Origin of the sequence: Halomonas sp. THAF5a, assembly GCF_009363755.1 — a bacterium.
Lineage (GTDB): Bacteria > Pseudomonadota > Gammaproteobacteria > Pseudomonadales > Halomonadaceae > Halomonas.
Window position 1 is genome coordinate 609,686 of the sequence record NZ_CP045417.1, and the last position, 13,288, is coordinate 622,973.

The following is a 13,288-nucleotide window of genomic DNA, read 5'->3' on the forward strand; positions in this document are numbered from 1 at the left end:
CCGAATTCCCCCCTGTATCAGAGGCTCCAGGATATGCTCGAACTGCGAGGCGCGCCCGCCCTATCTGCTTTCCGTCATGCCAAGCTGTTGGACGCCCTGCGCGCATCCGTTCCCGAGGTCGAGTCCCTGCAGGCCGACTACGTCCACTTCGTCGACCATGACGGCGACCTGGACGAGGCCGAGCGGCGCCTGCTGGAGCAGCTGCTCGACTACGGTCCCGCGCGCGAGGAGGCGTCCTCCGCCGAAGGCCAGCTGTTCCTCGTGGTGCCGCGCATCGGCACCCAGTCGCCCTGGTCCTCCAAGGCCACCGACATCGCCCACAACTGCGGGCTTGGCCGGGTACGGCGCATCGAGCGCGGCATCGCCTATCGCATCAAGGTGGCCGGCACCCTCGCCGAGGCCGCCTTCGAGCGCCTCCAGGCCGCCCTGCACGACCGCATGACCGAGACCGTGCTGGCCAACCCCTCCGACGCCGCCCAACTCTTCGCCCACCACGAGCCGGCGCCGCTGGGCAGCGTGGACATCCTCGAGGGCGGCCGCGAGGCCCTCGAGGTCGCCAACGTCGAGCTGGGCCTGGCACTGGCCGAGGACGAGATCGACTACCTCTGCGAGGCGTTCCGCGAGCTCGGCCGCAACCCCGCGGACGTCGAGCTGATGATGTTCGCCCAGGCCAACTCCGAGCACTGCCGCCACAAGATCTTCAACGCCGACTGGCGGATCGACGGCGAGGCCCAGGAGCGCTCGCTGTTCAAGATGATCAAGAACACCCACGAGCGCTCGCCCGGTGACATCCTCTCCGCCTACAGCGATAACGCGGCGGTGATCCGGGGTTCGGAGGCGCCGCGCTTCTATCCTGCGCCGCTGACCGGCCGCGGCGAGGAGCGCGCCATCTACGGCGCCACCCAGGAGCCGATCCAGATCCTGATGAAGGTGGAGACCCACAACCACCCCACGGCCATCGCGCCGCATCCGGGCGCGGCCACCGGCGCCGGCGGCGAGATCCGCGACGAGGGCGCCACCGGCATCGGCGGCAAGCCCAAGGCGGGCCTGACCGGCTTCACCGTCTCCAACCTGCGCATCCCCGAGTTCGTGCAGCCCTGGGAGGCCTTCGACTACGGCAAGCCCGAGCGCATCCAGTCGGCGCTTCAGATCATGCTCGACGGACCGATCGGCGGCGCCGCCTTCAACAACGAGTTCGGCCGCCCGAACCTGGCCGGCGTCTTCCGCACCTACGAGCAGGACGCCTTGGGCCCCGACGGCATCGAGCGGCGCGGCTATCACAAGCCGATCATGCTCGCCGGGGGCTACGGCAACATCCGCGACGGCCACGTCCAGAAGGGCGAGATCCCGGTCGGCGGCAAGCTGATCGTGATGGGCGGCCCGGCGATGCTGATCGGCCTCGGGGGCGGCGCCGCCTCCTCCATGGCCTCCGGCGCCTCCAGCGCCGACCTGGACTTCGCCTCGGTACAGCGCGGCAACCCCGAGATGGAGCGCCGCGCCCAGGAGGTCATCGACCGCTGCTGGGCGCTGGGCGACGACAACCCGATCCGCTTCATCCACGACGTCGGCGCCGGCGGGCTCTCCAACGCCCTGCCCGAGCTGGTCAAGGACGGCGAGCGCGGCGGGCTCTTCGACCTGCGCGCCGTGCCCAACGCCGAGCCGGGCATGAGCCCGCTGGAGATCTGGTGCAACGAGGCCCAGGAGCGCTACGTGCTCGCCGTGGCCCCCCAGGACCTCGAGACCTTCGAGGCGCTCTGCGCGCGCGAGCGCTGCCCCTACGCCGTGGTCGGCGAGGCCACCGAGGCCCATCACCTGGCGGTGACCGACGGTCACTTCGAGAGCCAGCCGGTCGACCTGCCGATGAGCGTGCTGTTCGGCAAGCCGCCGAAGATGCAGCGCGAGTTCAGCCGCGAGACCCGCCCGCTCTCCGGCGTGATGCTCGACAACCTCGACCTGCGCGAGGCGATGGACCGGGTGCTGCGCCTGCCCGCCGTGGCCTCCAAGAGCTTTTTGATCACCATCGGCGACCGCTCGATCACCGGGCAGGTGGCCCGCGACCAGATGATCGGCCCCTGGCAGGTGCCGGTGGCGGACGTCGCCGTGACCACGGCGAGCTTCGACACCCACGCCGGCGAGGCGATGGCCATGGGCGAGCGCCCGCCGGTGGCGCTGATCGATCCCGCCGCCAGCGCGCGCTTGTCGGTCGCCGAGGCGATCACCAACCTGGCCGCCGCGCCGATCGAGAAGCTCGAGGACATCAAGCTCTCGGCCAACTGGATGAGCGCCGCCGACCACCCCGGCGAGAACCAGGCGCTCTATGACGCCGTGCACGCCGTGGGCATGGAACTCTGCCCGGCGCTCGGCATCGCCATCCCGGTGGGCAAGGACTCCATGTCCATGCGCACCGCCTGGCAGGAGGAGAACGCCCGGGGCGCCGCCGAGGAGAAGAGCGTCACCTCGCCGCTGTCGCTGTCGATCACCGGCTTCGCGCCGGTCACCGACGCCATGCGCACCCTGACGCCCCAGGTCAACCTGGAACAGGACGAGTCCGACCTGCTGCTGATCGATCTGGGTGGCGGCCGGAACCGCCTGGGCGGCTCGGCGCTGGCCCAGGTCTACGGCCAGGTGGGCGACGAGTGCCCGGACCTGGACGACCCCGAGGACCTGCGCGCCTTCTTCACGGTGATCCAGGGGCTCAACGCCGAGGGCAAGCTGCTGGCCTACCACGACCGCAGCGACGGCGGCCTGCTGGTGACCCTGCTGGAGATGGCCTTCGCCGCCCATACCGGCCTCGAGATCAAGCTCGACTGGATGATCGACGAGCCCGTCGACGCCCTCAACGCGCTGTTCGCCGAGGAGCTCGGCGCGGTCATCCAGGTCAACCGTGAGCACACCGAGGAGGTGCTGGCGCAGTTCGCCGCGGCGGGCATCGAGACCTGCGGCGTGATCGCCCGGCCGCGCTACGACGACCAGGTGCGCGTGACGCTGTTCGAGGAGCCGCTGCTCGAGACCACCCGGCTGCTGGCCGAGCGTACCTGGGCCGAGACCAGCTACCGGATGCAGGCGCTGCGCGACAACGCCGAGTGTGCCAAGAACGAGTTCGACGGCCTGCTCGACGGCCGCGACCCGGGCCTCTCGGCCCAGCCGACCTTCGACGTCGACGAGGACATCGCCGCGCCGTTCGTGAATACCGCCAAGCCGGCGGTGGCGGTACTGCGCGAGCAGGGCGTCAACGGCCAGCTGGAGATGGCCTGGGCCTTCGACAAGGCCGGCTTCGAGGCCGTCGACGTGCACATGAGCGACATCCTCGAGGGGCGGGTGAGCCTCGAGACCTTCAAGGGCCTGGTGGCCTGCGGCGGCTTCTCCTACGGCGACGTGCTGGGCGCCGGCGGCGGCTGGGCCAAGTCGATCCTCTTCAATCCCCGCGCCAGGGAGCAGTTCTCGGCCTTCTTCGAGCGCGACGACAGCTTCTCGCTGGGCGTGTGCAACGGCTGCCAGATGCTCGCCCAGCTGAAGGACCTGATTCCCGGTGCCGAGGCCTGGCCGCGCTTCGTGCGCAACGAGTCCGAGCAGTTCGAGGCTCGGGTTTCCATGGTACAGGTGGAGGAGAGCCCGTCGATCCTGCTCGCCGGCATGGAGGGCTCACGCCTGCCCATCGCCGTGGCCCACGGCGAGGGCCGGGCCGAGTTCCGCGACAGCGCCCACCTGCGCAGCCTCCAGGGCAGCGGCCAGGTCGCCCTGCGCTTCCTGGACAACCACGGCCAGGTGACCACCCGCTACCCGGCCAACCCCAACGGCTCGCCCTCCGGCATCACCGGCCTGACCACGCCGGACGGCCGCGTGACCATCATGATGCCGCATCCTGAGCGGGTCGTGCGGGCGGTGACCAACTCCTGGCGCCCGGCCGAGTGGACGAAGGACGGCGCCTGGATGCGCCTGTTCCGCAACGCCCGCACCTGGCTCGGCTGACCGCGCCGGCGCCGCGTCATTGACGCTGCTGAAAACGCCGACGCCCGGGACCTGGTCCCGGGCGTCGGCGTTTTTGTCGGCGTGATGCCGGCGGCGGTGTCGGGGCGACGATCAGCCGCGATCGCCGTCGGCGGCGTCGTGGTGCTTCAGCTGCGCCTCGAGCTCCTCGATGGCGTGGCGGAACTGCGCCTGGAAGTAGTCGAAGCGGCCGAAGTCGTAGTCGCACTCGGCGCAGTGCACGTGATACTCGTCCTTGCGGCCGGGCGGGAAGCGCTTCATGCGGTGGCCGCACTTGGGGCACTCGGGGCTGGTCTTCACTTTCATCTGCGCCTCTCCTCTTTCGGGTATGGGCAATCGATCTTCCCTTGGTCCTTTTAGATATCATGGCGAAAGGCCGCCAGGTCAAGGTCTGCCCCTCGGTGATCGCCTCCGCTGGGGCCTGCCTCCCTCGCGGTGGCCCCGCCACCGGGCCGGACGCCAGGCACGCTCGGCGCGCCTGACGCGGCGGCCGCCGCCCGGTAGGATGGCGGCTTCGTCGACAGGAGGTGGCCATGCCCGAAACGACCGTGCCCCAGCTGCGTCCTTATCAGCGCGAGGCCGTCACCCGGGTGGTCGCGCACTTCCGGGCCGGCGACGATCCCGCGGTGGTGGTGCTGCCCACCGGCAGCGGCAAGTCGCTGGTGATCGCCGAGCTGGCGCGCCTGGCCCGTGGCCGGGTGCTGGTGCTGGCCCACGTGCGGGAACTGGTCGAGCAGAACCACGCCAAGTATCAGGCCTACGGCCTCGAGGCCGACATCTTCAGCGCCGGCCTGGGGCGCAAGGAGAGCGGGCGCCAGGTGGTGTTCGGCTCGGTGCAGTCGGTGGTCAGGAACCTCGAGGTCTTCGGCTCTCCCCCTCAGGGGCAGGGCGCCTTCACCCTGCTGGTGATCGACGAGTGCCACCGGGTCACCAGCGAGAAGGAGGCGAGCTACCGGCGGGTGATCGACCGTCTGCGGGGCGCCAATCCGCGCCTCAAGGTGCTGGGGCTGACCGCCACGCCCTACCGGCTGGGCCAGGGCTTCATCTACCATCGCCACCACCACGGCATGGTGCGCGGCGACGAGGCCTGCTTCTTTCGCGACTGCGTCTTCGAGCAGCCGCTGCGCCTGATGGTGCGCCAGGGCTACCTGGCCGAGCCCCGGCGCGTCGACGCCGCCGTCGAGCGCTACGACTTCTCGGCGCTGACGCCGTCCTCCAGCGGGCTCTTCCGCGAGGAGGAGCTCAACCGGGTGGCGGCGGGTAATCGCGCCACCCCGGGCATCATCGCCGAGGTGGTCGAGCGCGCCCGTGACCGACAGGGGGTGATGCTCTTCGCCGCCAGCGTGGCCCATGCCGAGGAGATCCTCGGTTACCTGCCGGCCGGCGAGGCGGCGCTGGTCACCGGGGCGACCCCCTCCGCCGAGCGCGAGCGCCTCATCGCCGCCTTCAAGGCCCGGGAGATCAAGTACCTGGTCAACGTGGCGGTGCTCACCACCGGCTTCGACGCGCCCCACGTGGACCTGATCGCCATCCTGCGCCCCACCGAGTCGGTGAGCCTCTACCAGCAGATCGTCGGGCGCGGCCTGCGCCTCTCGCCGGGCAAGGCCGACTGCCTGATCCTCGACTACGCCGGCAATCCCTGGGACCTCTACGCCCCGGAGGTCGGCAGCCCCCGGCCGGACGGCGACAGCGAGCCGGTGCAGGTGCCGTGCCCCGAGTGCGACCACCCCAACCTCTTCTGGGGCAAGCGCGACGGGGAGCTGGTCATCGAGCACTTCGGTCGGCGCTGCCAGGGGCTGGTGCCTTCCACGCGAGCCCGACCCCGCGCGAAGGATGCGACCTCAAGGTCGGCCGCGCCGGCGATGGAGCAGTGTTCGTTCCGTTTCCGCTTCAAGACCTGCCCCGACTGCGGCGCCGAGAACGATATCGCCGCCCGACGCTGTCACGGCTGCCAGGCGCTGCTGGTGGATGCCGACGACAAGCTCAAGGAGGCGCTCAAGCTGCGCGACGCCCGGGTGCTTCGGGTCGCCGGGATGCAGCTCGAGGCCACCGTCAACGGCCGTGGGCTGCCGCGCCTCAGGGTCACCTACCACGACGAGGAGGGCGTGACCCTCGCCGAGTGGTTCGCCCTCGAGACCCCGGCCCAGCGCGGGGCCTTCGCCGCGGCCTTCCTGCGCGACCACCTGCGCGCGCCGGGCACCCGCTGGTCGCCGACCACGCCGGAGGAGGTGGTCGCCGAGCAGCGCCGGCTGCGTGCGCCGGACTTCGTGGTGGGCCGCAAGGTGGGGCGCCACTGGCAGGTGCGCGAGAAGCTCTTCGACTACACCGGCCGCTACCGCCGCGCCGAGGCGGCGGAGTAGCCGAAGGTGATGTGGGAGGCGCCTGGGAGGGGCGCCGGGGATAGGCCGAAAGGGGAGGTCCGAGGACCATGGATGGCCGAGGTAGCGTCCAGGGAGGGATTCCCAGCGCCTCCCTGAAGGCCTTTCGCCGGTAAAGCCCCGAGCGCTGTCGGCATGGCGGTCAGAACTGTCTCCGGCGCCGCGCTCTTGCTAGACTGCCCCGTTGATCCTGCGTCCCCGGAGAGGCACGCCGCGTGAGCGCCACCCCCGACACCGCCAGTCCCGAGCAGACCGCCGCCGCGGCCAGCCATGCCGCGGTGCTCGGACGGCTGTTCGACGAGCCGATCACCGAGCTGCCCGAGGATCTCTACATTCCGCCGGAGGCCCTGCGGGTCTTCCTGGAGGCCTTCGAGGGGCCGCTCGACCTGCTGCTCTACCTGATCCGCCGCCAGAACCTGGATATCCTCGCCATCGATGTGGCGGCCATCACGCGCCAGTACATCGAGTACGTGGAGCTGATGAAGGCGATGGAGATCGAGCTGGCCGGGGAGTACCTGCTGATGGCGGCGATGCTCGCCGAGATCAAGTCGCGCACCCTGCTGCCGCGCCCGCCCAGGGAGGGCGATGAGGACGACGAGGAGGACCCGCGCGCCGAGCTGATCCGCCGCCTCCAGGAGTACGAGCGCCTGAAGCACGCCGCCGAGGCGCTGGCCGAGCTGCCGCGTCTGGGTCGCGACTGGTTCCCGGCGCGGGCCGCGCTGCCGGCCCTCGAGGCCAGGGTGATCCACCCCGATGTCGAGCTCGACGAGCTGCTCGGGGCGCTGGCCGGCATCCTGCGCCGCGCCGAGCTCAACCAGGCCCACCAGATCAGCCGCGAGGGGCTCTCGACCCGGGAGCGCATGCTGGCGATCATGGAACAGCTGTCGCGGGAGCACTACACCCCCTTCGAGGCGCTGTTCACCCTCGAGGAGGGGCGTGCCGGGGTGGTCGTGACCTTCATGGCGATCCTCGAGCTCGCCAAGGAGGCGATGATCGAGATCGTCCAGAACGCCCCGCTCTCGCCCATCCACGTGCGGGCCCGGCTGGACGAGGAGGCGGCCTTCGAGGAGGAGGCCCTGGAGGATCAGGCGGGCGACGAGAGCCCCTTCGACGAGGGCGTCCTCGACGAGGGGCCCGGCGAGGACCCTCGCGACGATGACCAAGACGGGAGCGAACCGGCATGACCGCCATGGAATCCCCCAATGCCCTGGACGATATCCTGGAGGCGGCGCTGCTGGCGGCCGGTGAACCGCTGGGGCTGGACCGCCTCGAGGGGCTCTTCGACGACCACGAGCAGCCGCCGCGCCGTGCGCTGCGCGAGGCGCTGGAGCGGCTCGGCCAGCGCCATGAGCGGGGCGCCCTGGAGCTGCTCGAGACCGCCTCGGGCTACCAGCTGCGCATCCGCCCACGGCTCTCGCCCTGGGTCTCGCGGCTGTGGGACGAGCGTCCCCAGCGCTACTCCCGGGCGCTGCTCGAGACCCTGGCGCTGATCGCCTACCGCCAGCCGGTGACCCGAGGCGATATCGAGGAGGTGCGCGGGGTCTCGGTGAGCGGCTCGATCATGCGCACCCTGCTCGATCGCGGCTGGGTGCGGGTGGTCGGCCATCGCGACGTGCCGGGCCGCCCGGCGGTCTACGCCACCACCCGCAGCTTCCTCGACGACTTCGGGCTGCGTACCCTCGACGAGCTGCCGCCGATGCACGAGCTCAAGCAGTTCGAGGAGCCGACCCTCGAGGAGGCGCCGCCGCCGCCCCAGCACGACCTGCTGGCCCAGGCCGACGCGCCGGTGGACGAGAGCGATGCCGACGACGCCGGAGACGACGGGGCCGAAGATGCGACGACGCCCCCCGCGGCGGGGGGCGAGGTCGACGCCGAGGCGACGACCGACACGACGGCCGGGAGGGCCGACGACGACCACGCCGGGACGGCGTCCGAGCGGACCGGGCTGAGCTTCGCCGATCTGGAGGCTCGCCTGTCCGAACGTGCCCGGGGCCGCGTCGACGATGACGCTGCCGCGGGCACGGAATCCACATCCAGTGAGAACGATGACCGATGAGCACTACCACCGAGAAACTGCAGAAAGTCCTGGCCCGCGCCGGGCTGGGATCGCGCCGCGAGATGGAGGCCGCCATCGCCGACGGCCGGGTCAAGGTCAATGGCAAGGTGGCGACCCTGGGCGACCGCATCGAGACGCGTGACCGGGTGGCTCTCGACGACCGCCCGGTGACCCTGCGCGCCGCCGAGGAGGTGCCGCGTCGGGTGATCATGTACAACAAGCCCGAGGGGGAGCTCTGCACCCGCAAGGATCCCGAGGGGCGCCGTACCGTCTTCGATCGCCTGCCACGCCTCAAGGGGGAGCGGTGGATCGCTATCGGCCGCCTGGACATCAACACCAGCGGCCTGCTGCTGTTCACCACCGACGGTGAGCTGGCCAACAAGCTGATGCACCCCTCCACCCAGGTGGAGCGCGAGTACGCCGTGCGCGTCATGGGCGAGGTCACCCAGGCCAACGTCAAGGCAATGGTCGAGGGCGTGATGCTCGACGACGGCCCGGCGAACTTCACCGACGTCCAGGAGTTCGGCGGCGAGGGCATCAATACCTGGTTCCACGTGGTGATCATGGAGGGGCGCAACCGCGAGGTGCGCCGGCTATGGGAGTCCCAGGGCCTGACCGTGAGCCGCCTCAAGCGGGTGCGCTACGGCAACATCTTCCTCGACAAGCGCGCCAAGGCCGGGGAGTGGGTGGAGCTCTCCCAGGAGGAGATCGACGACCTGGCCACGACGGCGGGCCTGGCGGCGCGCAAGGTGCCGGAGCTGACCCCGGACGAGAAGAATCGCTGGAGCCGCGACAAGCACAAGCGTCGCCCGGTGCAGGCCATGCGCAAGCCGAAGAGCCAGCGTCAGCGGTGATTCGCCCCGCTCCCTGCGACGAAAGGCAAAAATCGCTTGCCATCGCGGGGGCGGATCAGTAATATCTGCACCCGTTCGGAAGGGTCGTTAGCTCAGTTGGTAGAGCAGTTGGCTTTTAACCAATTGGTCGTAGGTTCGAATCCTACACGACCCACCATCCGAACATGAGACCATGGCGACTGAGCCGCCATGCGTCATGGGTCGTTAGCTCAGTTGGTAGAGCAGTTGGCTTTTAACCAATTGGTCGTAGGTTCGAATCCTACACGACCCACCAGATTCGACGCCCCCGCTTCCCCGGAAGCGGGGGCGTTCTGCGTTGGGCCCCCTGCCTCGCCGGAGAAGGGCCGGCCGGCACCGCGCGGAGACTTTCTGCGTCGAATCGAACAACGCCGGGGCATTCTGGTCTAGAATGGTGTCGGGTCGGCCATCGCGACAGACGCAGCGGTTGACCCTCTGGCGTGTGGCCCCGTGCGGAGTGCACGAGCGGCGACACCTGGTGCATTGCAGGGGGAGCCCCTGCCGGTCACAGTGGTAGACACGATGACGATCATGACTTCCCGTGCCGAGCTGCGCGATCAGCTGGCACGTACCTATTGCCCCACCCGCATTCCCGCCGAGGACGAGGCGCGCATCGAGGAGATCAAGGCACTCCTCGAGGCCAACAACGCCGTGCTGGTGGCGCACTACTATACCGACGATGCCATCCAGCAGCTGGCCGAAGAGACCGGCGGCTGCGTGGCCGATTCCCTGGAGATGGCGCGCTTTGGCGCCCGCCACGAGGCCGATACCCTGGTGGTGGCCGGCGTGCGCTTCATGGGCGAGACGGCCAAGATCCTCTCTCCCGAGAAGCGCGTGCTGATGCCGACCCTCGAGGCGACCTGCTCGCTGGACCTGGGCTGCCCGGCCGACGAGTTCGCCGCCTTCTGCGACGCCCACCCCGACCGCACCGTGGTGGTCTACGCCAACACCTCCGCGGCGGTGAAGGCGCGGGCCGACTGGGTGGTGACCTCGTCCATCGCGGTGGACGTGATCGAGCACCTCCAGGCCCGCGGCGAGAAGATCCTCTGGGCACCGGACAAGCACCTCGGCGGCTACATCCAGAAGCAGACCGGCGCCGACATGCTGCTCTGGGACGGCGCCTGCATCGTCCACGAGGAGTTCAAGGCCAAGGGCGTCGAGGACCTGAAGTCGCTCTATCCCGATGCCGCCGTGCTGGTGCACCCGGAATCACCGGCCTCGGTGGTCGAGCTGGCCGACGTGGCGGGCTCCACCTCCCAGCTGATCACCGCGGCCAGGGAGCTGCCCAACGAGCGCCTGATCGTCGCCACCGATCGCGGCATCTTCTTCAAGATGCAGCAGGCGGTGCCGGAGAAGACGCTGTTCGAGGCGCCCACCGCCGGCAACGGCGCCACCTGCAAGAGCTGCGCCCACTGCCCGTGGATGGCGATGAACGCCCTGGACAACCTGGCCGGCGCGCTGCGCCAGGGCACGGGCGAGATCGTCGTCGACGACGCGCTGCGCCTGGCCGCCTTGAAGCCCCTGGAGCGGATGCTCAACTTCAAGCGCTAGGCCAGTCGATGGCCTGGTGTCGTCAGCGCTCGCGTTGCGGCGGGAAGCCGGAAGCGGAGTGAGGCGAGCTGAGACGAGGTCCGATACCGTCAAAAAAGCCGCCCGATATTGGGCGGCTTGATGCGTGCTGGGGACGGGGCTAGCCGGTCACTCGGCCGTTGCGGCGTCGGCCTTGGCGAACCAGCCATCTATCAGCTCGCGGTTTTCCGCGATCCAGTCGCGGGCGCCTTCCTCGGGGTCGCCGGTTTTCTCGATCCTTGCCATCAGGCTGCCGAGGCTATCATCGTCCATCTGCCAGGCATCCAGCACGGCGGTGAGCCAGGGGTCGTCATTGGCGAAGTCCTGGCGCGAAAACCAGTAGATGGTCTCGTTATCACCGAAGACACCCTTCGGGTCTTCGAGATACTTGAGGTCGTACTCGGCGAAGGCCCAGTGAGGGCTCCACAGCGTCACGACCAGGTTGCGCTGCTGGGAGATCGCCGTGCTCAGGGCGGCCATCATGGCTGGGCCGGAACTGTTCATCTGCTCCATCGGCAGCTCATACGCCTCGATGGCCTGGTCGGCGAGCCCCGCGATCGCTGAGCCCGAGTCGATCCCGATGATGTCGGGCCGGCCCTGATAGGTGAAGGAGTCGGCCTGCGCCTTCAATTCCGGAATAGACGAGATATCGGCGTAACTCGGCACGACCAGACCTAGACCAGTACCCTCGTACCAGCCATCGTGGACATCGATGCGGTCTTGGTAGGGTGCCAGAAATTCCTTGTCGGTGACCGGCAGCCAGATTTCCAGGGACAGGTCGAAATCGTCGTTGGCCAGCCCGCTGAAGATCACGCTCTTGCCGGCATCGTTCAGCTCCACCTGGTAACCGTGTTCCTCTTCGAGCAGCAGTTTCCACATGTTGGCGACCGCAATGTTCTCGGCCCAGTTGTTGATGCCGATCGTGAGGTCGCGCTCTTCTGCCGAAACCGAGGTCATTGCACCGGCACCAAGCAGCAGGCCAGCCAAGGCTACGCCCCCCGTCTTGCGGTGCCGACTCATGGTTGTCGTCGTTGTCATAGGTCCTCCAGTGCTAAGGGAAAGAACGGCTGATCAAGCCAACAGCGTGTCTTCGAAGGGGAAGCGCGAGAGCAGCCGAGTCCCGGTCTCAGTCACCAGCAGTTGCTCCTCTAGCTTCACGCCCTCGTTGCCGCCCTCGGCGCCAAGGTAGCTCTCCACGCAGAGTGTCATGCCGGGCAGGATCTCGCCGTCATAGCCCGCGTCTGGAAAATCGGCGATGTGATAGAGGTAGGGGTATTCGCCACTCATGCCGACCCCATGCGCCGAGAGGTAGTAACGGTTGGCATGGAAGCGGGACGGAATATCCCAGGCACGCTCGGCATAATCGCGAAAGCTCATCCCCGGCTTGATGATGGCCATGTTGTGATGCAGCTGCTCATGCGCCAGGCGGTACAGCTCTCGCTGTGACGCGCTGGGGCGGTCAGGGCCGACATGGAAGGTGCGCGAGAAGTCCGAGAAGTAGCCATGGCAGCCGATCACGTCGGTATCCAGCGCCACCAGTTCGTTGGCCGCTAGCGGCTTGTTGCCGCTTTCCTGGAACCAGGGGTTGGTGCGCTGTCCCGAGTTGAGCAGCCGAGTCTCGCAGTAATCGCCATCCCGCTCGATAACGGCCTTGTGCAATACCGCCCACAGGGCGTTCTCGGTGATGCCGGGCCGAATCGCCTCGCGCAGTTGGGCCACACCGTCTTCCGTCGCGCGAAGCGAGGCGATGGCGCACTTCACTTCCTCGGGTGACTTGATGCAGCGGGCCAGTTCGACGGGCTGCTGGGCGTCGACGATGTTCATGCCCAGGTCGGCCATGGCGATGGCCGTGCCAGCGTTCATGCGCTCCATGCCGACCCGTACGTCCGAGCCCGCCTGCTCGGCGACCAGCGCCTGCATATGCCTGGCCCATTCGCGCTCACGGTCCCCAATATGGGGGCCGGCTGCGACGAAGCTGGCTGTCACGCTGGGGCGTACCTCATCGATGGTCTCCAGGCCGTCGGCCAGGTGCAGGCAGCCGGTGAACTCGAAGAGGATAACGCGCCGCTCGGTGATCAGGCAGTAGCGGGCGGGGGTGTTGCGCGCCGAGAAGACCTGCATGTTACGCGCGCCGGTGGCGTAGCGGATGTTGATCGGGTCGGAGAGGATCAGTGCGCCGATGTCGAGGAGGCGCATCTGCTCGCGTACCCGGGCCAGCCGGTAGCGCCGGACGGCCACCAGGTCGATCCCATCGCTATCGCTACCGGGGCCCGTGAGATCGAGGGACTGCAGGTCGGCACGCTCCGCGTGCCAGTCGAGGACGGCCATCGTGATCGTGCTCCCAAACATTAATTGATAAGCTGTGATTAGCTTCTTTAACCCTGAGTCATTGTAGGGCGGCGAAAAATCGATGTGTATAGCGGGGA

General features: G+C 68.8%; 9 protein-coding genes and 2 tRNA genes. 8 read left to right on the top strand and 3 right to left on the bottom strand.

Going from position 1 to position 13,288, the window contains the following annotated elements:
- Nucleotides 1-33 precede the first annotated feature (33 nt).
- A complete protein-coding gene (gene purL, locus FIU83_RS02755; protein ID WP_152482657.1) occupies nucleotides 34-3,969 on the top strand; it encodes a phosphoribosylformylglycinamidine synthase in 3,936 nt (1,311 codons plus the stop codon).
- A 111-nt stretch (nucleotides 3,970-4,080) separates the two neighbouring features.
- On the opposite strand, the gene FIU83_RS02760 is transcribed toward purL, so the two are convergent.
- Complete coding sequence (locus FIU83_RS02760; RefSeq protein WP_152482658.1) at nucleotides 4,081-4,293, bottom strand: hypothetical protein; 213 nt, start codon at nucleotides 4,291-4,293, stop codon at nucleotides 4,081-4,083.
- Nucleotides 4,294-4,520: 227 nt separating this feature from the next.
- Between FIU83_RS02760 and FIU83_RS02765 the strand changes: the two genes are divergently transcribed.
- From FIU83_RS02765 to nadA, 7 genes are all read left to right on the top strand, one after another.
- Nucleotides 4,521-6,347 (top strand): DEAD/DEAH box helicase, encoded by a 1,827-nt coding sequence (locus FIU83_RS02765; protein ID WP_152482659.1) that lies wholly within the window; start codon nucleotides 4,521-4,523, stop codon nucleotides 6,345-6,347.
- Between the two features lie 296 nt (nucleotides 6,348-6,643).
- A complete protein-coding gene (locus FIU83_RS02770; RefSeq protein WP_253939581.1) occupies nucleotides 6,644-7,549 on the top strand; it encodes a ScpA family protein in 906 nt (301 codons plus the stop codon).
- A complete protein-coding gene (scpB, locus tag FIU83_RS02775) occupies nucleotides 7,546-8,421 on the top strand; it encodes an SMC-Scp complex subunit ScpB (RefSeq protein WP_152482661.1) in 876 nt (291 codons plus the stop codon). The genes FIU83_RS02770 and scpB overlap by 4 nt, the downstream gene beginning before the upstream one ends.
- The gene (gene rluB / locus FIU83_RS02780; protein WP_152482662.1) at nucleotides 8,418-9,275 is read left to right on the top strand and encodes a 23S rRNA pseudouridine(2605) synthase RluB; all 858 of its coding nucleotides are present in this window, start codon (nucleotides 8,418-8,420) and stop codon (nucleotides 9,273-9,275) included. The genes scpB and rluB overlap by 4 nt, the downstream gene beginning before the upstream one ends.
- Nucleotides 9,276-9,356: 81 nt before the next feature.
- Nucleotides 9,357-9,432: transfer RNA gene (locus FIU83_RS02785), tRNA-Lys, on the top strand.
- 41 nt (nucleotides 9,433-9,473) lie between these two features.
- A tRNA-Lys gene (locus tag FIU83_RS02790) sits at nucleotides 9,474-9,549 on the top strand.
- A gap of 266 nt (nucleotides 9,550-9,815) precedes the next feature.
- Nucleotides 9,816-10,844 carry a quinolinate synthase NadA gene (gene nadA / locus FIU83_RS02795; protein WP_152482663.1) on the top strand — a complete coding sequence of 343 codons (1,029 nt, stop codon included), beginning with the start codon at nucleotides 9,816-9,818 and terminating at the stop codon, nucleotides 10,842-10,844.
- Nucleotides 10,845-10,991: 147 nt separating this feature from the next.
- On the opposite strand, the gene FIU83_RS02800 is transcribed toward nadA, so the two are convergent.
- Nucleotides 10,992-11,900: a glycine betaine ABC transporter substrate-binding protein gene (locus tag FIU83_RS02800; RefSeq protein WP_253939523.1), complete on the bottom strand. Its 909-nt coding sequence runs from the start codon at nucleotides 11,898-11,900 to the stop codon at nucleotides 10,992-10,994.
- A 33-nt stretch (nucleotides 11,901-11,933) separates the two neighbouring features.
- Nucleotides 11,934-13,190 carry a Xaa-Pro peptidase family protein gene (locus tag FIU83_RS02805; protein WP_152482664.1) on the bottom strand — a complete coding sequence of 419 codons (1,257 nt, stop codon included), beginning with the start codon at nucleotides 13,188-13,190 and terminating at the stop codon, nucleotides 11,934-11,936.
- Between the last annotated feature and the right edge of the window lie 98 nt (nucleotides 13,191-13,288).

Coding starts and splice junctions, on each gene's coding strand:
- purL (WP_152482657.1), top strand. CDS start 34: ATGCTCGAACTGCGAGGCGCGCCCGCCCTATCTGCTTTCCGTCATGCC.
- FIU83_RS02760 (WP_152482658.1), bottom strand. CDS start 4,293: ATGAAAGTGAAGACCAGCCCCGAGTGCCCCAAGTGCGGCCACCGCATG.
- FIU83_RS02765 (WP_152482659.1), top strand. CDS start 4,521: ATGCCCGAAACGACCGTGCCCCAGCTGCGTCCTTATCAGCGCGAGGCC.
- scpB (WP_152482661.1), top strand. CDS start 7,546: ATGACCGCCATGGAATCCCCCAATGCCCTGGACGATATCCTGGAGGCG.
- rluB (WP_152482662.1), top strand. CDS start 8,418: ATGAGCACTACCACCGAGAAACTGCAGAAAGTCCTGGCCCGCGCCGGG.
- nadA (WP_152482663.1), top strand. CDS start 9,816: ATGACGATCATGACTTCCCGTGCCGAGCTGCGCGATCAGCTGGCACGT.
- FIU83_RS02800 (WP_253939523.1), bottom strand. CDS start 11,900: ATGACAACGACGACAACCATGAGTCGGCACCGCAAGACGGGGGGCGTA.
- FIU83_RS02805 (WP_152482664.1), bottom strand. CDS start 13,190: ATGGCCGTCCTCGACTGGCACGCGGAGCGTGCCGACCTGCAGTCCCTC.